This is a genomic window from Microvirga sp. HBU67558, assembly GCF_018069605.1.
Lineage (GTDB): Bacteria > Pseudomonadota > Alphaproteobacteria > Rhizobiales > Beijerinckiaceae > Microvirga > Microvirga terrae.
Map to the genome: position 1 here is coordinate 252,464 of NZ_JAGPUP010000563.1, position 23,209 is coordinate 275,672.

Annotated in this window: 18 protein-coding genes; 6 read left to right on the forward strand and 12 right to left on the reverse strand. The window is 67.0% G+C overall.

The annotated features are described in order from the left end of the window. Positions 1-6: 6 nt before the first annotated feature. On the forward strand, positions 7-1,074 hold the full coding sequence (locus tag KBI52_RS32160) for a Gfo/Idh/MocA family protein (protein ID WP_210812840.1): 1,068 nt from the start codon (positions 7-9) through the stop codon (positions 1,072-1,074). Positions 1,075-1,228: 154 nt separating this feature from the next. Here KBI52_RS32160 and KBI52_RS32165 read toward each other — a convergent pair whose 3' ends face one another. From KBI52_RS32165 to KBI52_RS32180, 4 genes are all read right to left on the reverse strand, one after another. Next, entirely contained in the window at positions 1,229-1,666 is a 438-nt protein-coding gene (locus KBI52_RS32165) for a GNAT family N-acetyltransferase (protein ID WP_210812841.1), read from the reverse strand. Then, complete coding sequence (locus KBI52_RS32170; RefSeq protein WP_173949982.1) at positions 1,663-2,487, reverse strand: ABC transporter permease; 825 nt, start codon at positions 2,485-2,487, stop codon at positions 1,663-1,665. The genes KBI52_RS32165 and KBI52_RS32170 overlap by 4 nt, the downstream gene beginning before the upstream one ends. Before the next feature lie 3 nt (positions 2,488-2,490). Further along, the gene (locus KBI52_RS32175; protein ID WP_173949981.1) at positions 2,491-3,438 is read right to left on the reverse strand and encodes an ABC transporter permease; all 948 of its coding nucleotides are present in this window, start codon (positions 3,436-3,438) and stop codon (positions 2,491-2,493) included. 67 nt (positions 3,439-3,505) lie between these two features. Then, positions 3,506-5,005, reverse strand: a complete 1,500-nt coding sequence (locus tag KBI52_RS32180) for an ABC transporter substrate-binding protein (RefSeq protein WP_210812842.1) — start codon at positions 5,003-5,005, stop codon at positions 3,506-3,508. A gap of 142 nt (positions 5,006-5,147) precedes the next feature. Between KBI52_RS32180 and KBI52_RS32185 the strand changes: the two genes are divergently transcribed. The 5 genes from KBI52_RS32185 to KBI52_RS32205 all read left to right on the forward strand — a co-directional run bounded on the left by KBI52_RS32185 (position 5,148) and on the right by KBI52_RS32205 (position 10,450). Further along, positions 5,148-6,245 (forward strand): anhydro-N-acetylmuramic acid kinase, encoded by a 1,098-nt coding sequence (locus tag KBI52_RS32185; RefSeq protein ID WP_210812843.1) that lies wholly within the window; start codon positions 5,148-5,150, stop codon positions 6,243-6,245. A 7-nt stretch (positions 6,246-6,252) separates the two neighbouring features. Next, a complete protein-coding gene (locus tag KBI52_RS32190) occupies positions 6,253-7,278 on the forward strand; it encodes a serine hydrolase (protein WP_210812844.1) in 1,026 nt (341 codons plus the stop codon). A gap of 103 nt (positions 7,279-7,381) precedes the next feature. After that, entirely contained in the window at positions 7,382-8,272 is an 891-nt protein-coding gene (locus KBI52_RS32195) for an N-acetylmuramic acid 6-phosphate etherase (RefSeq protein WP_173949977.1), read from the forward strand. 75 nt (positions 8,273-8,347) lie between these two features. After that, the gene (locus KBI52_RS32200) at positions 8,348-9,256 is read left to right on the forward strand and encodes an N-acetylglucosamine kinase (protein WP_210812845.1); all 909 of its coding nucleotides are present in this window, start codon (positions 8,348-8,350) and stop codon (positions 9,254-9,256) included. Positions 9,257-9,547: 291 nt separating this feature from the next. Continuing rightward, positions 9,548-10,450: a sugar kinase gene (locus KBI52_RS32205; RefSeq protein ID WP_173949975.1), complete on the forward strand. Its 903-nt coding sequence runs from the start codon at positions 9,548-9,550 to the stop codon at positions 10,448-10,450. 172 nt (positions 10,451-10,622) lie between these two features. On the opposite strand, the gene KBI52_RS32210 is transcribed toward KBI52_RS32205, so the two are convergent. The 8 genes from KBI52_RS32210 to KBI52_RS32245 all read right to left on the reverse strand — a co-directional run bounded on the left by KBI52_RS32210 (position 10,623) and on the right by KBI52_RS32245 (position 23,145). After that, positions 10,623-12,206 carry a peptide chain release factor 3 gene (locus KBI52_RS32210; protein ID WP_210812846.1) on the reverse strand — a complete coding sequence of 528 codons (1,584 nt, stop codon included), beginning with the start codon at positions 12,204-12,206 and terminating at the stop codon, positions 10,623-10,625. A 549-nt stretch (positions 12,207-12,755) separates the two neighbouring features. After that, positions 12,756-13,871 carry a succinylglutamate desuccinylase/aspartoacylase family protein gene (locus tag KBI52_RS32215; RefSeq protein ID WP_247654774.1) on the reverse strand — a complete coding sequence of 372 codons (1,116 nt, stop codon included), beginning with the start codon at positions 13,869-13,871 and terminating at the stop codon, positions 12,756-12,758. 59 nt (positions 13,872-13,930) lie between these two features. Beyond that, positions 13,931-14,872, reverse strand: a complete 942-nt coding sequence (locus KBI52_RS32220; protein ID WP_371823237.1) for a glucokinase — start codon at positions 14,870-14,872, stop codon at positions 13,931-13,933. Between the two features lie 101 nt (positions 14,873-14,973). Continuing rightward, positions 14,974-16,782, reverse strand: a complete 1,809-nt coding sequence (locus KBI52_RS32225; RefSeq protein ID WP_173949971.1) for a glycoside hydrolase family 15 protein — start codon at positions 16,780-16,782, stop codon at positions 14,974-14,976. A gap of 1 nt (position 16,783) precedes the next feature. Continuing rightward, a complete protein-coding gene (gene otsB, locus KBI52_RS32230) occupies positions 16,784-17,536 on the reverse strand; it encodes a trehalose-phosphatase (RefSeq protein ID WP_247654775.1) in 753 nt (250 codons plus the stop codon). Between the two features lie 22 nt (positions 17,537-17,558). After that, a complete protein-coding gene (locus KBI52_RS32235; RefSeq protein ID WP_173949970.1) occupies positions 17,559-19,793 on the reverse strand; it encodes a trehalose-6-phosphate synthase in 2,235 nt (744 codons plus the stop codon). Between the two features lie 253 nt (positions 19,794-20,046). Then, positions 20,047-21,369: an HlyD family type I secretion periplasmic adaptor subunit gene (locus KBI52_RS32240; protein WP_173949969.1), complete on the reverse strand. Its 1,323-nt coding sequence runs from the start codon at positions 21,367-21,369 to the stop codon at positions 20,047-20,049. After that, a complete protein-coding gene (locus KBI52_RS32245; RefSeq protein WP_173949968.1) occupies positions 21,370-23,145 on the reverse strand; it encodes a type I secretion system permease/ATPase in 1,776 nt (591 codons plus the stop codon). Positions 23,146-23,209 lie beyond the last annotated feature (64 nt).

The window sequence follows — 23,209 nt, forward strand, 5'->3', positions numbered from 1 at the left end:
CTTCCGATGAGCGCACAAAAGGTTCTCGTGGTCGGACTCGGCAACATGGGCCTGTCCCATGCCCTCGCCTACAGCCGGATCGACGGATACGAGATCGCCGGGCTCTGCACGCGCAACATCGACGGCATGAGCCTTCCCGCCACCCTGCAGGACGCCCCGCGCTTTTCCGATTTCGACGAAGCCCTCGAGGCCGTGCGTCCGGACGTGGTGTCGATCAACACCTGGTCGGACACGCACGCCGCCTATGCCATCCGGGCCATGGAGGCGGGCGCGCACGTCTTCGTGGAGAAACCGCTCGCCGATACCGTGACGGATGCCGAGCGCGTGGTCGAGACGGCGATCCGCACGAAGCGCAAGCTCGTCATCGGCTACATCCTCCGCCACCATCCCTCCTGGATCAAGTTCATCGAGATCGCCCGGACGCTCGGCACGCCCCACGTCTTCCGCATGAACCTCAATCAGCAGTCGAGCGGAGCCGCCTGGGAGGCGCACAAGCGCCTGCTGCAATCCCTCTCGCCGATCGTCGATTGCGGCGTGCACTACGTGGACGTCATGTGCCAAATCACGAAGGCGAACCCCGTGCAGGTCCACGGCGTCGGCACGCGGCTCACCGACGACATGCCGGCCGGCATTTACAATTACGGGCATCTCCACGTGACCTTCGACGACGGCTCCGTCGGCTGGTACGAGGCCGGATGGGGCCCGATGATGAGCGAGACGGCCTATTTCGTGAAGGACGTGATCGGCCCGAAGGGCAGCGTCAGCATCGTCATGGCCGAGACCGCCGGCGACATCCGCTCCGATGACATCAACGCCCACACCAAGACCAACCAGATCCTGCTCCACCACGCCGCGCTCAGGGACGACGGGAGCTTCGCGAAGGCGGACGAGCGCATCAGCACCACCGACGAGCCGGACCACGACGCCCTCTGCGAACGGGAGCAGCGCTTTCTCCTGCGGGCAATCCGGGAGGACGCGGATCTGACGGACCACATGAACGATGCGGTCCGGTCGCTTCGCATCGTGCTGGCGGCCGACGAGGCGGTGCGCACGGGACGGGTCGTGTCGCTGTAGGCTCGCGGGCCTTCATCCTCCTCACCCGTCATGGCCGGGCTTGTCCCGGCCATGACGGGTGAGGCGCCGCCCCAAGCGATCGGGATCACAGGCACAAGGCCGGTGATGACGTGGAGGGGGACATGGAGGGGGTGATAGCTGTCGCCGGGAGCGATCAGCCCTTCTCGTAAAAGGCGAAGCTGCGGCTGCGCCCCGCGAACTCGCGGTCGTAGGCCCGCGTCACCTGCCAGCCGTGACGCTCGTAGAAGCGCCGGGCGCTGTGATTGTCGCGAAAGCATTCGAGGCTTTTCGCGCCCTGCACCTCCGCCTCCCGCAGGAGAAGTGCGCCGCCGCCCCGGCCGCCCGCACCGGGATCCATGAACAGCATGTCGATGTGCCCGTCGGTCATGAGCAGGAAGCCGACGGGCATCTCGCCGGACAACGCAACCAGCATGCGCTCCCACGAGGCGGAAAACCGCTCTGCGAAGAAGGCGACGTCGCGGCCTGCGAGCACCTCCTCTTCCAGGATATCCGCAAAGGCTGCCCGATAGGAGCGCTCGGCCAAGGCCGCCAGGGCCGGGATGTCCGCAGGTCCGGCCGGCCGCACGATCACGGCTGTCCCCTCAGGCGCGGATCGAGGGTGTCGCGCAGGGCGTCGCCCAGGAGGTTGAAGCCGAAGGACAGAAACAGGATGGCGAAGCCCGCGAAGACGGCGCTCCACGGAGAAAGCATGAGGAAGTTGCGGCCCTCCGACAGCATCAGGCCCAGGGACGGCGTCGGCGGCTGCGTGCCGAGTCCGAGGAACGACAGCGAGGCTTCGACCAGGATGGCGGCCGAGAGCAGAAGGCTCGTCTGGACCAGGATCACGGAGGCGAGGTTCGGCAGGATGTGCAGGAAGATGATGCGCGCGTCCGACGCACCGATGGCCTTCGCGCCCGCCACATACTCGCTCTCGCACAGGACGAGCGCCGGGCCGCGCAGGAGGCGGGCGAAGATCGGCGTGTAGACGACCGCGATGGCTGCGGCCGCGCTGTAGGTATGCGGCCCCAGCACCGCGATGATGCCGATGGCGAGCAGCATCACCGGGAAGGCGAAGAGCACGTCCATGACGCGCATGATGATGCGGTCGAGCCAGCCGCGGTAATAGGCGGCCACGAGCCCGAGCGCGCCGCCGGCGAGGAGCGCGATGCCGACGGCAAGCAGGCAGGCGATGAGCGAGGTGCGATAGCCGTAGAGGATGCGCGTCAGCACGTCCCGGCCGAGCTGGTCGGTGCCGAACCAGTTCAGCCAGGACGGCGCCCGCAGGCGCCTGGCGACGCTCTGCGCCATGGGATCATAGGGTGCGAAGAGCGGCGCCCCGAGAGCAAGGATGAGCTGGATCGCCACCAAGGCGACCGCGAAGGCGAGAAGCTTGTTCTTGGCGAGACGCGACACGGATCAGGCCCTCACCCGGGGATCGACGACGATGTAGAGGAAATCGACCAGGAAGTTCACCAGGACGAAGCCCGCCGTCACCACGAGGATCGTGGCCTGGATCAGCGGATAGTTGCGCTCGGCGATGGCCCCGAGGATCAGGCGGCCGAGGCCGGGAATGGCGAAGACCTGTTCGACCACGATGGCGCCGCCGAGCAGATAGCCGGTCATGATGCCGACGCTGGTGAGGAACGGGATCAGGGCGTTGCGCAAGGCATGCTTGTAGACGACGCGCCGCTCCGGCAGGCCCTTGGCCCGGGCGGTGCGGACGTAATCCTGCCCGAGCGCGTCGAGCATGGCCGAGCGCACGAGGCGCGACAGGTTGGCGAGGATCGGCAGGGCGAGCGCAAAGGCGGGCAGCGCCATGCGCTGGAGATTGCCGACGGGATCCTCGGAGAACGGCACATAGCCCAACGACGCGAAGCCCGGCGCCCAGGTGGACAGAAGCAGGATCAGCACGATCCCGAGCCAGAAGGACGGGATCGTCAGGCCGGCGATGGCCGTGATGCGCATGGCCACATCGGCCGCGCCGCCGCGGGTCTGCGCCATCAGGCAGCCGACCGGCACGGCCAGCACCGCACCGATGACGAGCGACAGGAACGTGAGCTCGAGAGTCGGCCACAGATGCAGCAGGATCTCGGTCGAGACCGGCCGGCCTGTCCACAGGGAGGTCCCGAAATCGCCGCGAAGGGCCGATCCGGCCCAGACCAGATACTGCTCGACGATGGGGCGGTCGAGACCGACGCGGCGGTTGAGCTCCGCCATGCGCTCGGGCGTGATCTCGGTGTTCGCCCCGAGCATGATCGCGACCGCGTCGCCGGGGATCATCCGGATCATCAGGAACACGATGATCGACACCCCGAAGAGGACGATGACGAGGTCGACGAGGCGTGCGAGCAGGACGCGGTTCATGCGGGCGGGCTCTTCGAAAAACGATCCCGGCGCCGCACGAAGACGCCGCCGGGATGATCGATGGTGTTCAGTAGGACGCGTTGCGCAGCATGAGGAGCGAGCGGTTCGGCATCGTGTCGAAGCCCTGCAGCTTGCCGTTCATGGCCGAGAACAGGATGCCGTAGGTCAGGTGCGCCACCGGGCCCGAGCAGGCGAGCTTCTGCTGCACCTTGTCGTAGGCCGCCTTGCGGGCCGCCTGATCCTGCTGGGTGCGGGCCTGATCGAGCAGCCCGTCGATCTCCGCATCCGAATACTTGAACACGTTGGTCGAGCCGCCCGTGCGGAAGGTGCGGTAGAAGTAGTCGTCCGGATCGGGCTGTCCGGCATTGATCGACGCAAACAGGTCGAAGTTGCTGTTGCGCCAATCCTGGATGAACTGGCCCTGCTCCTGGTTGACCAGCTCGACCTTGAAGCCGGCCTTGTTCAGCTGCTCCTGCACCACCTGGGCGATGTCCTTGACGTCCTGGCGCGGCAGGACCTTCATGGTGACGGCGACCGGCACAGCGACGCCCGCCTCCTTGAGGAGCGCCTGCGCCTTGGCCGGGTCGGGCTTGTAGCAGGCGAACTGGTTCACATCGACCGCCCAGGACTTGAGCGCCGGCGACAGCGGGCCGCCGGGAACGCCGGCGCCGAACAAGGCCGCGTCCACGATCTCCTGGCGGTTGATGGCGTAGTTGACCGCCTCGCGCACCTTCGGGTTATCGAAGGGCGGCTTCGACACGTTCATGCCGACGAGCGTGTAGGCGAGATCCATCGTCTCGGAGAGCTTCACGTTCGGCTTGCCCTTGAGCTGCAGCGCGGTCGCCGCGTCGATGTTGGGCAGAAGCGCGTATTGCCCGTTGCTCAGGCCAACCTGGCGGGTGGCCGATTCCGGCACGATGTTGAACTTGAGGCCAGCGAGCTTCGGCAGGCCCTTGTCCCAATAGGCCTCGTTCTTGGTCAGCAGAATGAAGCCGTTGGGCTGCCATTCCTGGAACTTGTACGGGCCGGTGCCGACCGGCGCCTTCTGCAGGGCGTCCTTGTTCGCCTCCATGGCGCTCGGCACGACCGCGATGGTGGCGAGCGAGCTCAGGAGCGCGGCGGACGGCTCCTTGAGCTTCAGCTCCACGGTCGCGGCGTCGACCGCGCTGGCGCTCTCGACGGCGGACAGGCGGCTCGCCAGGGGCGACGCGATGTCCTTGCTCAGCACGCGCTTGATCGTGGACGCCACGTCCTCGGCCTCCATGGCCGAGCCGTCATGGAATTTGACGCCCGGGCGCAGCTTGAAGGTGTAGGTCTTGCCGTCCGGCGCGACGGTCCAGGATTCCGCGAGACCGGGGACGATCTTCAGGTCCTTGTCGATGGCGGTCAGTCCCTCGTAGATGGTGCCGTTCACCACCATGAAGCTCGGGAAGGCGGTGATGAGATGCGGATCGAGCCCCGTGGGGCCGTTATCCACCCCGATCTCGAGGACCTGAGCCGAGGCGGAGGCCATCGCCGCCACCATGAAACCTGCACCCAGAGCGGTGCGCAGTGCTGACCTGACCATTGTCGTTCTGTCTCCCTTGGAAGCCGCAGGGATTTATAGGCCATCGACGGGACCCTGTCATGGTCCAATCTCATACCACTCTGGACCAGTTCAGCGCCTGTGCTATGGTTCGCGCACAACCAGACCAGCCTCGGAGCCGTCCATGTCGCAGCGCCCCATCGTCAAAGCCATCGGCGTGATCAGCGGCACGTCCATGGACGGGATCGACGTTTCCGTCGTGGAGACGGACGGCGATGCGATCGTGAGGCCCGGCCCCGGCCGGACCTTCTCGTACCCGGACGATTTGAGGCGAACCCTCCAGGCGCTGATCGCCGAGCCGGCGCGGGCGCAGAGCGAGCCGCTCGAGGATCTCGAGCAGGCGGTGACGGACGCCCATATCGCGGCGATCCGGCGCTTCATGGCGGAGACCGGAATCCCCGCCGGCGAAGTGAGCCTCGTCGGCTTCCATGGCCAGACGGTCTATCACCGGCCGGAGGTGCGCTTCACGCGCCAGCTCGGCCTCGGCGACAGGGTGGCGTCGGGGCTGGGCATCGACACCGTCTACCGATTCCGCCACGCGGACGTGGCCTCGGGCGGCGAAGGCGCGCCCTTCGTGCCGCTCTATCACCGCGCCCTGGCGAGCCGGCTCCCCCAGCCGGTCATGATCCTCAATCTCGGTGGCGTCGGGAACGTCACCTATATCGACGGCGACACGGTGATCGCCTTCGACACGGGCCCGGCGAGCGCGCTCCTCGACGATTTCGTCCTGCGCCGGCGCGGCCTGGGCTTCGACGAGAACGGGCAGCTGGCGGCCTCCGGCCGGGCGGATGCGGCGCTCGTCGCGGCGTTCATGAGCAACCCGTTCTTCGACCGCCCGGCCCCGAAATCCCTCGATCGCCAGGATTTCCATGCCCGCGCCAAGGGCGTAGAAGCCCTGTCCGACGCGGACGGCGCCGCGACGCTCGCGGAGTTCACGATCCAGTCGGTCGTCGCGTCCCTGCGCCACGTTCCGCGCGCGCCGCAGCGCTGGCTCGTCACCGGCGGCGGGCGCCGCAACGCGCATTTCATGAAGCGCCTGCACGAGGAGCTGCGCGTCGCGGTCGATCCGGTCGAGAGCGTCGGCTGGGACGGGGACTTCCTCGAAGCGCAGGCCTTCGGCTATCTCGCGGTGCGCTCTACGCTCGGTCTTCCGCTGAGCCTTCCGACCACGACGGGGGTGCCACATCCCATGCCGGGCGGCGAACTGCACCGCGCCGCGTGATCCCGCCATGGCGCTCGACACATTGATCAACCGGGCCTTCGCGCCTGCCGCCGCGTCCGTCGAGAGCGGCGCCATTCCCGGAGCCGTGCTCGGCATCGTGACGGCCGATGGCGAACGCGCCGTGCGATGGGCCGGCCATGCGCAGATCGAGCCGGAGCGCGAGAGCGTTTCACGGGACACCTGGTTCGACCTCGCCTCGCTCACCAAGGTGATCTTCACGACGACGCGCATTCTGCAGCTGGTCGAGGCCGGCAGGATCGCGCTCGACGATCCGCTCGTGACGGTCATTCCGGATCTGCGCCAGTACGACATGAACGCCGCCGAGCGGCGCCTGACGTTCCGGCAATGCCTGGCGCACCAGACGCATCTGCCGGCCGTCGAGCCGCTCTACACCTACGGCCAGGATCCGAACACCCTGCGGGCTTTCATCCTGCAGCGCGTCTGGCAGCCCGGACCACCGGTCTATTCCGACATCAACTTCATGCTGCTCGGCATCGCCATCGAGCGCATCACCGGCCGGGCGCTCATCGATCAGCTGCTTCCCGAACGATTCTCGTTCCGGCCCGATCCGGCGCTCTGCGCGGCGACGGAGCGGGACACGTGGCGCGGGCGCGTCATCCGCGGCGAGGTGCATGACGAGAACGCCTTCGCGCTCGGCGGCGCCTCGGGCCATGCGGGATTGTTCGGCACCATCGACGGAGTGCTCGATTTCGCCCATGGGCTCCTCGACGGCTCCGGCCTTTCGCCTGCCTCCATGGCGGCGATCCGCACCCGCGAATCGGAGAAGCGCACAACGGGCTGGGAGGGCTTCTATCCCGGCTGGCACGGGGGCGATGCCTGCTCGTCCGACACGATTGGCCATACGGGCTTCACCGGCACCGGCCTGTGGCTCGATTTCAGGCGCGGTCTCGCCTGGTCGCTTCTCACCAACCGGGTCCATCCGAGCCGGCACAAGGACAGCGGCATCCTCGGCCTGCGCCGTGCAACGGGCGAGCAGGTGATCGCGTTGTTCGACCAACGGGAGCCGCTTTAAGGATGCCAACAGAAACCTGACCGCCTCCCTTGCCTGAACCCTCTGCGGACCATTGTTGCGGCCATCAACTGGTCCTATACTGGTCTGGAAGAAAGTTGGCAGAATGGCGACAGAACATTTCAGTACCCGCTACCAGGATCTCGACACCTGGCCCAGCCTCGACATCCTTGCGGCCTTCTATGAGGGCCAGCTCTCGGCGGTGTCCGCCGTCCGGCCGTCCCTGCCGGCGATCGCGGCAGCCGCGGAAGAAGCGGTCAGGCGCCTGCGCCGCGGCGGGCGGCTCGTCTATGCGGGGGCCGGCACCTCGGGCCGCATCGGCGTCCAGGACGGGACGGAACTGCCGCCGACCTTCAACTGGCCCGACGACCGCGTGGTCTACCTGATCGCCGGCGGCACGGGCGCCATCATGCAGGCGGTCGAGAACGCCGAGGATTCGGTCGAGGAAGGCATCGCCGGGATCCGCGGCAACGATGTCGGTCCCGACGACGTGGTGATCGGCGTCGCGGCGAGCGGCCGGACGCCCTTCACCATCGCGGCCCTGAAGGAGGCCGCCTCCCGCGGGGCGCAGACCATCGGCATCTCGAACAATCCGGACACGCCGATCCTCGAGGCCTGCTCCCACCCGATCCTCGCCGATACGGGCGAGGAGGTGATCGCCGGCTCCACCCGCATGAAGGCCGGCACGGCACAGAAGATCATCCTCAACCTGCTCTCCACCCTGATCATGGTGCGGCTCGACCGGGTCTATCGCGGCCTCATGGTCAACATGCGCGCGACGAACGCCAAGCTGCGCCGCCGCAGCGAGATCATGGTCTCGCAGATCACCGATTGCGACGACGCCACCGCCGTCGAGGCGATCCGGCAGGCGGACGGCGACCTGAAGACGGCCGTCCTGATCGCCCTGGGGGCGGGCGTCGCGGAAGCGCGCGATGCGCTCGAGCGACATGGTGGCAATCTGCGCAAAGCCCTGGCAGACTTCTCCACGTCCTCCTGATAAGGAATCGTCCTGACCGACGAGGACGGCAGAGCGGCCAACCGGATGGGTGGCCGAAACAAGAGGCGAAGGGTCATGGGGCTGGGGCTTGGCATCGACGCGGGCGGCACCGCCACGCGCTGGCGGCTGGCGGATGCAGGCGGCCGCTGCATGGCCCAGGGTTCGGTCGCTCCCCTGACCGGCCACCTCTTCTCCGCCGCCGCCGAGGAGCGTGCCCGGCAGATCGTCCTCGACATGGCCCAGGCCGTGATGAAGCAGGGCCGGCCGCTCGGCATCATCGCGGGCATCACGGGGCTGACCCGCGACACACCCGCGGAAGCGACCATGCGGGCCCTGTTCGCGGAAACCTTCGAGTTGCCCTCCGACAAGGTCTTCGTCGCGGAGGACATGTGGATCGCCTACCTGTCCTATTTCGCGCTCGGCGAAGGCATCCTGGTCTATAGCGGCACCGGCTCCATCGGCTATTACCTGTCGGAGGACAAGGAGGTCATCCGGGTCGGCGGGCGCGGCAACCTGATCGACGACGGCGGCTCCGGCTTCTGGATCGCCCGCGAGGCTCTCAAGGCGATCCTGCGCACCGAGGAGGAAAACCCCGGCGCCGGCTGGACGACCCTGCTCGGCACGTGCCTCGCGAAGGCGCTGGGCGGCACGGACTGGAACCTCGTGCGCTCCTTCGTCTATGGCGGCGACCGCGGCAAGATCGGCTCGCTGGCCCGGGCCGTGGGCGAGGCCGCCCAGGCCGGCGACGGCACCGCGCTCCACATCCTGCAGGACGCCGGCGAGGAACTGGCCCGCCTGGCCAATGCCCTCATCCGGCGCCTGGGTCCCCGGCCGGTGGCCCTGGTGGGGGGCTCCGCCCGGCTCCACCCCGTCCTGGCCGCGGCCTTCAGGAAGCAGCTCGTGGCGCCCGTCGAGTTCATCGCGACCGACCTCGACGCGGCGCTCACGGCAGCCCGGCTCGCGGCCACGCTCAACCGGATGTGACGGGTTCCCAGGGGCTGGCTCACGTCCCGACCCTTCACCTTGTCACCCCGGGAATGACCGCCACCCGTCATGGCCGGGCTCGTCCCGGCCATCCCGATGATGAAAAGCGGCGCGCTTCACCAAAGCGGGATCACCGGCACAAGGCCGGTGATGACGTGGAAGGCGAGCGTCATCCCTTTGCGGTCCAGCTCCACCAGCCTGCCCTGCTCTGCGCAACCCGGAAGAGCTTGCCTAATCAGCCCCGCTCGTCCAAGACTTCAGCGGCGAAATCAGATCCAAGACGTATCTCCGATGCATGCTCTCTTCGTGGGCCAGACCTATATCGACGTGACCTTCCTGGCGGACGAGCTTCCGACCGGCGACGAGAAGACCGTGGCGCGGGATTATGCGATCTCGTTCGGCGGCAACGCGGTCACGGCCGCCTTCGCGTGCGCCAAGCTCGGGCTGCCGCCCGATCTCCTGACCTCGATTGCCGACGACTGGCTCGGCCGCATGTTCATCGACATGGCGGCGAAATACGGCATCTCGGTCCATCACCGGAAGGTCCACGAATCGTCCCTGTCCTTCATCATGCCGCGGGGCGGCAAGCGCGCCATCGTGCGCTGCCGCGACGACCATTACCTGCACCCGGTGCCGCCCCTGAACCTCCAGGGCTGCAAGGCCCTGCATCTCGACGGCCACCAGGCCGACGCGGCCATGCACTATGCCAAGATCTGCCGCGAAGCCGGCATCCTCACCTCCCTCGACGGCGGCGGCCTGCGCTCCAACACCCACGAGCTCCTGGAATTCATCGACGTGGCCATCGTGGCCGAGCGCCTCTGCGAGCAAATGGACCTGAGCCCGTCCGGAATGCTGGACTACCTCAAGGGCCGCGGCTGCCGGATCGGCGGCGTGACCCTCGGCGAGCGCGGCCTCGTCTGGTACGACGAGACCGGCCAGGAGAGCGTCCTGCCGGCGCTCAACGTGCCAGGCGACAAGGTGGTGGACACCAACGGGGCCGGCGACATCTTCCACGGCGCCTACGTGTATTCCGCCATGGCCCGCCCCGACCTGCCCTGGCGCGAGCACTTCATCTTCGCCCGCGCGGCCTCGGCCCATGCCATCCAGCACCTGGGCAACGAGGCGAGCCTGCCGTCCATCGAGAACATCGTGCAGGTGCAGGAGCTTTACGCCGAGCGCAAGCTGGCGGCGTAGGCACGCGCGTTTCCCGTTCGCCTCCCCTCAGTCATCACCGGGCTTGTCCCGGTGATCTCGATGATGAGAAGCGCCGCGCTTCAAGCAACCGGGATGGCCGGCACGAGTCCGGCCATGACACGGGGGATGTCGCCCCGCATGGGCGGGAACGACCGCGGCGAGGTTTCGTCCCTCAGGCCGCCTTCTTCTGATAGTCCTTCACGTCCGAGAACTGGATCGCCTTGTAGCGGTCGACCTCGTACTGGAGGTTGAACATGTTCGGCGCCATGAAGACCGGCGCATCGTCGAGGTCCCGCGCCATCGACGAGAGATGGCTGTCGATGAACTTGTCGAGCTCTTTCGGATCGTCCGCCGTGATCCAGCGGCAGATGGAGAAGCGGGTTGGCTCGTAGTCGATCGGCAGGCCGTATTCGGCGCCCAGACGCTCTTTCAGCACGTCGAGCTGGAGCGCGCCGACCACGCCCACGATGGCCCCGGAGCCGTCCTGCGGCACGAAGAGCTGCACCACGCCTTCTTCCGCCATCTGCTGCAGCGCCTCTCGCAGCTTCTTCGCCTTCATGGCGTCCTGCAGCTTGATGCGGCGCAGGATCTCCGGCGCGAAGCTCGGCACGCCGCGGAAGACGATGTCCTCACCCTCGGTCAGCGTGTCGCCGATGCGCAGGGTTCCGTGGTTGGGAATGCCGACCACGTCGCCGGCCCAGGCCTCGTCCGCGATGGCGCGGTCCTGGGCGAAGAAGAATTGCGGCGAGTTCAGGCTCATGGGCTTGCCCGTGCGCACGAGCTTCGCCTTCATGCCGCGCTGGAGCTTGCCCGAGCAGATGCGCATGAACGCGATGCGGTCGCGGTGGTTCGGATCCATGTTGGCCTGGATCTTGAACACGAAGCCGGTCATGCGGCCCTCGCCCGCCTCGACGAGGCGCTTGTCGGCCTCCTGGCCGCGAGGCGGGGGCGCGTAAGCAGCCAGCGCGTCGATCAGGTCGCGGACGCCGAAATTGCGCAAGGCGCTGCCGAAGAACACGGGCGTCAGATGTCCCTCGCGGAAGGCCTGCAGGTCGAAGGGCTTGCAGGCCTCCTGGGCCAGCATCACCTCCTCCTGCCATGCATCGGCTTCTTCCGGCGGCAGCAGAGTCACGAGCTTCGGATCGTCCGGACCGGACACGGCGGTCGGCTCCTCGTCCGTATCGATGCGCCGGACCATGTTGCGGTGCAGGTCGAAGGTGCCGGCGAAGCTCCGGCCCTGGCTGATCGGCCAGGTGACGGGCGACGTGTCGAGGGCCAGCGTCTTCTCGATCTCGTCGAGCAGATCGAAAGGATTGCGCGCCTCGCGGTCCATCTTGTTGATGAAGGTCACGATCGGGATGTCGCGCATCCGGCAGACCTCGAAGAGCTTGCGGGTGCGCGCCTCGATGCCCTTGGCGGCGTCGATCACCATGATGGCCGAATCGACCGCCGTCAGGGTCCGGTAGGTGTCCTCCGAGAAGTCCTCGTGGCCCGGCGTGTCGAGCAGGTTGAAGACGCAGCCGCCGTATTCGAAGGTCATGACCGAGGTCACCACCGAGATGCCGCGTTCCTTCTCGATCCCCATCCAGTCGGACCGGGTCGAGACGCGGTTCTTCTTGGCCTTCACCTCGCCGGCGAGCTGGATCGCGCCGCCGAAGAGCAGCAGCTTTTCGGTCAAGGTGGTCTTGCCCGCGTCCGGGTGGGAGATGATCGCAAAGGTGCGGCGGCGGCCCACGGGGGCCGGAAGATCGGTCATGGCGTTCAAAGAATTCTCTGGGAATGACGGTTAAGGGACAGAACGCCGCAGCGCCCCGCCCTTTCGCTGGGCTCTTCTGACCCCATATGGGGGTTTCCCGTCAACAGCGAAAGGAGGTGATCCAGTGTCTCATTGTCATACCCTACGGTCCCCGGTTGCCGTGACCTGGATCTTGGCCTCTGTCGAGATCGGTGCGTAACGCACACGCATCGTAGCGGAAAAGTGGAATCCGGTTTTCCGCACCCAACGATGCGCCCTTGAAGAAGGGGCATCGAATGGATCCCAAAAGTGGGGTCCACTTTTGGGTCCGATGCCTATGGCCGGCTCTAACGGGCCGTGGAACCGACAATGGAAAGGCCGCCTCTCGGGGCGGCCTTTCTTTTTGTCTCGGGTCTGGCTCAGCGGGGGTCCGATCAGCAATTCCCCTTCACGTCACGGCCGGGCCTGTCCCGGCCATCCCGATCCGGTGAGGCGCGGCGCTCTTCCGATCGGGATCACCGGCACGAAGCCGGTGATGACGACAATGCGTTTTCGTCAGCCCTTGAGATACTAAGCCCCGAGCAGCTTGCCCGTGCGCTTCGCCGTGGTGCCGGCCACCTTGGCGAGCCGCATGCCCTGGGTCACGAAGCGCACGGCGATGCGGGCGAACATCACCCCGGCGGTCGGAGCCTTGGCCGGGGTCACGGCCCCGGTCAGCGGATCGATGACCTCGGCGATCACCTCGCCCTCCTCCACAGTCGTGCCGACCTCGGTCCGGAACACCAGGATGCCGTTGGCCGGGGCCTGGACGGGCTCGGAAGCGGCGAGCGGCGTCGGCCGGCAGAGCGCCTCGGGCACGACGGGAGCCTCGCCGGCAATGGCGCCGCGCAGGGTCAGGTAGTCGATCAGCGCGGCCGCATCGGCCCGACCCGTCTCATGGGTGACGTCCCGCTCGCCCCGGAACTCGAGGGTCGTCGAGTGGCAGGCGAACGGAATCGGATGATCGGGGAAGCGCTCGGCCAGTTCCGCCCAGGGCCGGCTGCAGGCCTCGTCGAACGGCTCGTCGCCCGAGACGTCGGCAAGGAGATAGGCGTGGGCGCCAAGCAGCGCCGAGAGTGGGGCGAACTCCTCCTCCGAGCGGCCGTGGGTATAGAGATGCACCACGGCTTCCGAATCGCAGTGCAGGTCGAGCACGATGTCGGCTTCCTGCGCGAGCCCCAGCAGGGTCTTCTTCATGACCTCGGCGGCGTTCGACGGCCGCCAGGCTTCGAGCTCGGCCCGCAGGGCCTCCCGGATCACGCGGACATTCGCCTCCCCGTCCTGCGTGAGCCTGCCCTCGACCCGCTCGGCCACATTGGGCACGAGGTGAGGATAGCCGCGGTTGAAGTTGACCCCGTCGGCCAGGTGGAAGCGGCCGATATGGTCGCCCATGACCCTTTGAGCGAGGCCGATGGGATTGGCGGACGGCACCAGGATGATCTCGCCCCTGATCCGGCCCTCGGCCTCGAGTGCGCCGAGGCGCTCGCGCAGGTGATGGGCGGCAATCATGCCGGGGATCTCGTCCGCATGGAGCGAAGCCTGGACATAGATGCGGGGCCGGGCACCCGCGGGGCCGAAGCGCTGGACCGTCAGCGACAGGTCCGCTCCGGGCGCCAGGGGGGACAGGGCAATCTGTTCTGTTTTCATGACTCGACAATCGGTGGCGGCCATAGGGCGACACGGCCCCATGGGTCGGGTTGACCCCGTCAGGTAGCCTGCCACCCCTGCGATTGGAAGACGAAACGCTGCGGATTCGACACGATGGCGGCCAACCCCTCCAGGGCCGGCTCCGGATTGACGATGGCGTAGACCGGCACCTTCCGGGCCCAGTCGTCGTGCGGAGCCTTGCGGTCGAAGGCCTCGCGGAAATCGCCCGCCTGGAGGATGTCGACCATGCGGGGCGCGATGCCGCCCGCGATGAAGACGCCGCCGGAGGATTCGAAGGTCAGCGCCAGATCGCCCGCAAAGCGCCCGAGGAAGCGCGCGAAATGCGCCAGCGCGTCTTTGGCGAGCGCATCGCCCTCGCGGGCTGCCGCCAGGACGTCGTTGGGAATCGTGAAGGGGCAATCGACGCCGCGATGGGCGGCGAGCGCCTTGGCGATGCGAAACAGGCCGGGACCGGACAGCACGACCTCTCCCGAGACCCGCCCGCCGACCTGCTCCAGATGCGGCCAGATCGCGGTCTCCTCGGCGTTCGTCGGCCCGAACTCCATGTGGCCCGCCTCGGTGGCGAGGATCGCCAGGCGGTCCTCCACGGGAACGAGCGCCCCCGCCCCGAGGCCCGTTCCGGGTCCGAGCACGACCTGCGCGCCGGGCTTGGGCGCAGGGAAGCTGCCGATCGGCGCAAGATCGCCCCTGGCCTCGTCGAGCACCGTCACCGAGGCGGCGACGGGCGTGTAGTCGTTGACGAGGGTCACCCGCTCGAGCTCGAGCGCCCGGCCGATGGCCTGCGCGTCGATCACCCAATGGGCGTTGGTGAGACGGATCGCGGGCGCATCCACCCGGGTCGCCACCGCGATGATGGCGGAGCGGGGCGCCGGCCCGTCATAGGCCTCGAGCGCGATCCTGATCGCCCCCACGGGGTCCGGGGTCTGCGCCGTCAGGGTCCTGGGCAGCAGCCGGACGGCGGCACCCGGCGCCGGCAGCATGGCGAAGCGGGCATTGGTTCCGCCGATATCCCCGAGCAGAACAGGAAATGCGAACATCGAAACCTATCGTCCTTTCCGCGTCACGCGCCCGATCCCGATGATCAGAACGCCTCTTCCCAGCTCCGGCTCAGGCGAACCGCGGAGTTGATGAGACCCACCATGGAATAGGTCTGAGGGAAGTTCCCCCACAGCTCTCCGGTCGTGAAATCCGCATCCTCGGAGAAGAGTCCGAACGAATTGCGCAAACTCAGAATGTGCTCGAACAGTTCCTTCGCCTCGTCCTTGCGCCCGATGACGTTCAGGGCATCCACGTACCAGAAGCCGCAGATCATGAAAGCCGTATGCATGAGGCCGAAATCGTCTTCCACATCATAACGCAGCAGAAGATCGCCGCGCCGCAGCTTCGAGCCCACGGCCTCCACGGTGGCGATGAAGCGCGGATCGTCCGGCTTCACGAAATCGAGCTCGGCGAGCAGCAGGAGCGTGGCGTCGAGATCCTCGCCGTCGAAGGACGACACGAAGGTGCCCTTCTCGGGATTGTAGGCGCGCTCGTTGATCACCCGGTGCATATGGTCTGCGTTCTCGCGCCAGAACGCGGCCCGGTCCTCGCGGCCCATGGCCTCGGCGATCTTGATGAGGCGGTCGCAGGCGGCCCAGCACATCACGCTCGGAAACGTGTGCACGGCCGCCTTGGTGCGCAGCTCCCACGGGCCGGCATCGGGCTGGTCGAAGACCTCGAGGGCGCGCTGCCCCAGCTTCTCCAGATGGGAGAACAGGGCCCGGTTGCCGGTGCGGATCAGGCGCTTGTCCAGGAACGCGTGAACGGACGCCAGGACGATGCTGCCATAGGCGTCGTTCTGGATCTGCGTATAGGCCGCGTTGCCGACGCGCACCGGCCCCATGCCGCGGTAGCCGGCGAGCGCCGTCGCCTCGCGCTCCTCCAGGTCCGGCGAGCGCGTGATGCTGAAGAGCGGCGGCATGTCCTTCTGGTCGGGAATGGCCTCCATGTCGTCGACGATGTTGGTGATGTAGGTGAGGTATTCCTCCATCGTCTTGGTGGTGCCGAGCCGGTTCAGGGCCTGGATGACGAAATACGCGTCCCGTAGCCAGCAATAGCGGTAATCCCAGTTGCGCTTGGTGTGCGGCGCTTCCGGCACCGAGGTGGTGAGTGCCGCCACGATGGCGCCCGTCTCCTCGTAATTGCACAGCTTGAGCGTGATCGCCGCGCGGATCACTGCCTCCTGCCAGTCGAAGGGGATGGAGAGCGAGCGCACCCAGTCGCGCCAGAAATCCACCGTGCTGTCGAGGAACGCGCGGGCTGTGGAATCCGTCTCGGACCGCAGCGGCTCGTCCTCGCCGAAAAAGAACGACAGGGGCCGGTCCACCACAAAGGGGCGCTCGTCCTGCACGTAGGACACGGAGGCGTCGGTGGTGAGCCGCAGCGAATAGGCCGGGCCGACGAAGCGCAGATGGTTGCTGCCGCGGGTCAGGCTCGGCGGGCAGCCGCCCCAGTCGTAATGGGGGCGCAGCCGCACGCGGATGCGCGGGCGGCCCTTCACCGGGTAGACCCGGCGGATGAGCATCGGCGGCCGGAATGTGCGGTCGTAATGCTTGAAACGCGGGGCGAAGTCCGTCACCTCGAGGATGTTGCCGAAGGAATCGGTCATCCTGGACACGAGAACCGCCGTGTTCTCGAGATAGGTCTGCTCGCACGACACCATGCCCACCATGTCGATGGCGAAGACGCCTTTCTGCTCCGCATCGGTCTGGCCCTCGGGGCTGTCGAGCAGGGCGGAGAAGACCGGATCGCCATCGAAGCGCGGAAAGCAGCTCCAGACGATCTGGGCACGGCGGTCCACCAGGGCCGAGATCGTGCAGTTGCCGATAACGGCAAGATCAAGCGAACTCATGTCAGCAATCATCCCCTTTGAAAGGCAGGGTTCCCTCGAAAGCCCACGTGGACAGGCAATGTCGCAGATCCGCAGGCGTTCCAAGGCGAACCTTGGCAATGGTATCTCCAGCACCGATGCGCACTGACAGGCCGCCCTGCGCATTCACGGTCTTGAATCCGTTCTCGTCGGTCAGGTCATCGCCGACGAAGATCGGGCGCCGCCCCCTGTAGGGAGCTTCCTGAAGGAATCGTTCGATCACCTTGCCCTTCCCCGCCGCCGAGGGAAGGATTTCTGCCACAGCTTTCCCGTGTTGAACACGGTAATCCGCGCCAAGCGCCTCCACGGCCGCGTGGGCGGTGGCGATAGCGAAGTCCTTCTCGTGGGGAGCGAGGCGCCAGTGAACCGCGACCGAGCAGCCCTTGTCCTCGATGAGGACGCCCTCCTTGCCTGACACGATCGCGCTCAGGCGCTCGACCGTCGCGCGCAGGGCCGGATGCTCGTCGGGATCGCACATGGACATTTTCCCGGCGATCCGGTGCTCGAGCCCATGAAGTCCGGCCATGTCGAAAGCGTGGGGCACGAAGCGTCCGTCGAGGAACTCGACGGGACGGCCGCTGATGATGGCGAGCGCCCCGCCGAGCCGCTCCTGAAGCGTGGTCAGGACGGCGGGAAGAGACGGGTCCACCCGGACCGCATCCGGGCGCTCGACGATGTCTACCAGCGTTCCGTCGAAATCGAGAAAGAGGGCGTAACGCTCGTTCATGTCGGGCATCGGGCCTTGTCCTGCAGGAGCCTCACGCATTGGCTGGCGCAAGCCTCCGTCCCTTCGCGATCAGTCGCCGGATCCGCTGCTGCTTGCGCAGGCGGGAGGCGGCCAGCAGCATCTGGCCTGCCCAGCGATAGACATTGCGCTCCTTGACCTGATCGCGCATCAGCCGCATCCGCTCGCGCTGTTCGGGCTGAGGCATGGTGAGCGCGCGGTTGATGGCCTCTCCCATGGCGTGGGCATTGTAGGGATTGACGATCAGCGCCTCGGACAATTCGCGGGACGCGCCGGCGAAAGCCGACAGGATCAGCACGCCCTGCTCGTCGTCCCGCGCGGCCACGAATTCCTTGGCCACGAGATTCATGCCGTCGTGCAGGCTCGACACGATGCACAGATCCGCCGCCCTGAAGAGTTCGAAGACCTGGTCGGGTTCGTGATGGCGAATGAGGAGTTTGATCGGTTCGTAGTCGTCGCTGCCGTGTTTCTCGTTGATCTCGCGCGCCAAGGCTTCGGCCTCTTCCTGGAGTTGGCGGTAGTTGGACAGCTTGCTCCTGGTAGGCGCCGCCACCTGAACGAAAGCAAAATTTCCGTGCCATTCCGGATGTTCGGTCAGGAGCGCGTCGATGGCCTGCATGCGGTCGATGATGCCCTTCGTGTAGTCGAAGCGCTCGATGCCGACGCCGATGCGCATGTCCTGGGACAACCCCAGACGCTCACGCACGATCCTGCGGCATTCCTCCACGGGCTTTTGCCCTTCCATGGCGGTGGGAGGCCATTCGATGGAGATCGGATAGGGCCGGATCAGGGTTTCCTCGCCGCCGAAGAACACCGAGTCCTTCTCCCGGTCGATGCGGCTCTCCACGTAGGAATCGACCGCATCCAGGAAATTGTTGCAGTGGGCCTGGGTGTGGAAGCCGAGGATCGACGAGCCCAGGAGCCCGTCGATGATCTCCTCCCGCCAGGGACAGATGCCGAAGGTTTCCGCGTTCGGCCAGGGGATGTGCCAGAAGGTCACGATGGTCGCCCGGGGCAGCCGGTCGCGGATCATCCTGGGCAGCAGCGCGAAATGGTAATCCTGCACGAGGATGATCGGGTCCTCGCGCTTGGCCTCGGCCACGATCGCGTCTGCGAACTTCTCGTTGACGGACCGGTAGAACTGCCAGTCCGCCTCCCGGAAGATCGGCCGCACGAAGGCGATGTGGCACAGGGGCCAGAGGCCCTCGTTGGCCGCGCCGTAATAATAGCCGTCCTGCTCCTCTTCCGAGAGCCAGACGCGGCGCAGGGTATAGGACGGGTGGTTCGGGGGAACGGGGACCCGGTCATTGGCGTCGACGGTTTCCCGGTCGGCCGTTCCGCTGCCGTGGGCGACCCAGGTGCCGCCGCAGGCGCGCACCACCGGCTCCAGGGCCGACACGAGGCCGCTCGCCGGGATTTGCAGGGAGATCTCGCCGCCCTCGGTGCGGTTATGGATGTAGGGCTCGCGATTGGACACCACGATGACCTCGGAGCCGGACAGCTCGTTGGACAGGGCCGCCCGCAAGGTCTCCGGGCTCCAGTCCGTATGGGCCGCGTCGATGGTCCGCCGCGAGGCTTCGAGCTCCTGGAGGACGTCGCGGATCTCCTGTCCCAGCGGGATGATGTTCTCCTCGACGGGCGGGTTGGCATTGCCGGTTCGGGCGCTCTCCAGGGCCTGCCGGATGGAAGCGAGCCACCGGCGCATGATGATGGCCGCGATCATGGCGGCGAGCGCCGCGGCCCCGAAGGCGACACCGGCCAGGGCGAGGAAGAGATAGTTTCTCGCCTCGCCACCGCGCTGGTCGGCATAGCTCAGGTCGTGCAGGACCACGAGATGGCCCGGACGGTTCGGGGCATTGAGGGGAAAGGAGCTGACCAGGACGTTGTGATCCTGGTTCCGGACCACGGAAAAGCTTTCCGCATCGGATCGGGACGCCTCGGCGCAGGAGAAGGACGGCGGCATGTTGCTGGTGGGGAAGCGCAGCTCCTGCCCGTCGCAATAGCCGATGGCGAGAACGCGCTCGTCCGAGGCGATGCGCTCGAACAGGATGCCGGCCTGCTGCGTGTCATTCCGGGCGAGCAGCCCGCTGATCTGGTCCCGGACGGAATTGAACACGAGACGGGATCGCAGCTCGACATCGCGGCGCGACCATTGTTCCACGAAGGATGTAGCAAAGGGCAGCACGGCCAGGATGACGATGGCCGCGACAAGCATTGCGATACCGCCAAAGCGGAAGATGATCCTCAAAACTCTAGCTTCCTCAAGATGTTCGACAGTGCCATCGGGTCCCTCGGGACGGGCTGCCAGGCCGGCCGCCGGACGTCGGGTTCGATGGAAGACCGCAGGCGTGCGCGGCCTTCGCCCCTGTTATGGGCTCGAAGGCGGAACTTTCCAGGCTTGAGCGGAACAGGAACGGTGTTCGAGGCATGCTTCAAACGCAAACCGCGGCCGGTGCTGTCGCCACCGGCCGCGGTCTATCGGCGTTTCAGGACAGGCGGGATCAGTGCTCGCGGAACGCGCGGGCGATCTGCTCCTGCATCGGCTTGAAGAAATATTCGAACGGGGTGCGCTGGTTCACCTCGACGAAGACCTCCGCCTGCATGCCGGCGATGAGATGGATGTTCTCGAGCTTCTTGACCTCGTCCTGCGGCAGCTCGATCCGGATCGTGTAGAAGGTCGCGCCGGTCTGCTGATCGCGGGACACGTCGGCCGAGATCCGCTGGACCGCCCCGTGCAGGTCCGGAACCATGCGGGCGTTGGAGGCATGAACCTTCACGGTCGCCTTCTGGCCGATCTTCACCTGGTCGATCTCATTGGGCAGCACCTTGGCCTCGAGCTCGAGCTTGTCGTTCACCGGCACGATGTTCATCACCGGCTCGGCCGGCGAGATCACGCCGCCGATCGTGTGGATGTTGAGCTGGTGGACAAAGCCGTCACTGGGCGCGCGGATGTCGATGCGCTTCAGCTGATCCTCGGCGGCCACGCGCCGCTCGGTGTACTCGGCGATCTTGCCCTGGATCTCGCGGAGCTCCTGCATGGCCTCGGCGCGCATCTGCTCGTCGATCTGGATGATCTGGAACTGGGTCTCGGCGATGCGGCTCTCGGCCTGGGCGACCGCCGCGATGAGCTGGCCGCGCTGGCCCTCGATGCTGGCGGCGTCGCGCTCGAGCGCATTCAGGCGCGTGATCGGGACCAGGTTCCGGTCGTAGAGATCACGAACGCCCTTCAGTTCGGCCACGATCAGATCCGCCTCGCGGGCCTTCGCGGTCTGCTGCGCCTTCAATCCCACGATCTCGTCCTGGGACTGGGCGATGCGCTTCCTGAGCTGGTCCTTCTGCGCGTCGCGGGAGGCGCCGCGCGCCGTGAACAGCGTGCGCTCGGAGGACATGATCTTCTGGACGGCCGGATCGTTGAACCGGTTGGCGAATTCCTCGGGCGTCTTGACCTCGGTCGCGCCGTCGCGTTCCGCCTCGAGGCGGGCCTGACGGCCGAGATACTCGTCGAGCTGCTTGGCCACCACCTGCAGGTTGGCCCGGGTCATCGTCTCGTCCAGGCGGATCAGGAGATCCCCCTGGGCGACCCGGTCGCCCTCCTTGACCTTCAGCTCGCCGACGATGCCGCCGGTCGAGTGCTGGACCTTCTTGACGCTGGTGTCGACCACGAACTGGCCGCCGGCCACCACGGCGCCGGACAGGGTCGAGGTCGCGGCCCAGAGGCCGATCGTCCCGCCGAAGAGGGCGATCATCGCCACGCCGCCGATGGTGGACTGACGCAGGATCCGCTGGTGGACGGAGGGTTTTTTGGGAGCTTGAACGACCAACATTTAACCAACCTCTCGCAGGTTCGCCGCCTGGGCGGCCGGGGCCTGCTGCGGCCGCACCGGAGCGGGTGCCGGCGTCGCATTGCGTTTCATGACGGACTGCAGAACCTCGTCGCGCGGCCCCGCGGCCTTGATGCGGCCCTCTTCCATGATGGCGACCTGATCGACCTGGCCGAGAGCGGCCGGGCGGTGGGTGATGACCACGACGACGCCGCCGCGCTTGCGCACCGACAGGATGGCCTGGTTCAGGGCCTCGTCGCCGGCGCCGTCGAGGCTGGCGTTCGGCTCGTCGAGCACGACCAGGAACGGGTTGCCGTAGAGGGCCCGGGCGAGGGCCACGCGCTGGCGCTGGCCGCCCGACAGGGAGGCTCCGCCCTCGCCGATCCGGGTGTCGTAGCCGTCGGGCAGGTTGAGGACGAGCTCATGCGCACCAGCCGTCTGGGCGGCCGCGATCACGTCCTGCGGCTTCGCATCGGGCTGGAAGCGGGAGATGTTCTCGGCAATGGTGCCTTCGAACAGTTCCACGTCCTGCGGCAGGTAGCCGATGTGGCGGCCGAGCGCATCCGGCTCCCACTGGTCGAGAGCCGCGCCGTCGAGGCGGATTTCGCCGCGCAGGGTCGGCCACACGCCCACGAGGGCACGGGCGAGGGTCGATTTGCCGGAGGCGCTCGGCCCGATGAGGCCGAGGCCCTGGCCGGCCTGGAGCTGGAGCGTGGCGGCCTGGACGATCGGCAGCGAGGCGCCGGGAGCCCCGATATAGACCTCCTCCACCGACAGGGCGGCCTTCGGGGCCGGCAGCGGCATGCGCTGGCCCTGGGCGGGCACCAGGGTCATGATGTGCTGCAGGCGGCGGTAGGCCTGGCGGGAGGCGGTGAAGCCCTTCCAGTGGGCGACCGCGATCTCGATGGGAGCCAGGGCGCGGGACATCAGGATCGAGCCGGCGATCATCAGACCGCCCGACATCTGGCCCTGGATCACGTAATAGGCGCCGAGGCCGAGGATGGCCGACTGGAGCACCATGCGGAATACCTTGGCGAAGGCGCTGATGCCGGCCGAGGATTCGCTGGCGAGCAGGCCGTCATTGACGTGGCGGACATGCACCTCGTCGTAGCGCTTGGCCAGGAAGCCCAGCATGCCGTTGGCCCGGATGGCCTCCGCGTTGCGGCGGCTGGTCTCGGCCATGGCGTGACGCTCGGCGCCGCTCTTGGTCACCTCGTAGGAGGGAGCCTTGCTCTTGGCGTCCGTGTACAGGGTCAGGATGATGATGACGACGCCGCCGACCACCGACATGACGCCGATGCCGGGATGGATCATGAAGCAGCCGATGAGGAAGATCGGCATGAAGGGCATGTCGAACAGGGCCGTGGGGCCGAGGCTCGACAGGAAGCCGCGGATCGTGTCGAGATCCCGGATCGGCTGCATGCTCTCGGCCTGCTTGGCTCCCTTCAGCGGCATCGTGGCCACGAGGTCGAAGACGCGGTGCGACAGCAGCTCGTCGAAACGGGCCCCGATGCGGGCGAGCATCCGGCCGCGCAGCATGTCGAGGCCGCCCGAGAGGGCGAAGGCCGCCAGCGTGATCAGCGAGAGACCGATCAAGGTGGGAATGCTTCGGCTCGACAGCACCCGGTCATAGACCTGGAGCATGTAGATGGAGCCCGTGAGAGCCAGAAGGTTGACCACTGCCGAGAAGGCGGCAACCCCGGTGAAGGAGGGAAGGCAGGACTTCAGAGCGTCTTGGACCTCTGTGCTTTCTTCCCGATTTCTCGATGCCTGCTTCATGTTGTCTTTCCAGTAGGCGGACCAGTGACCCGGCGCCATCATGATTGTAGAGCCGCCGCGTAAG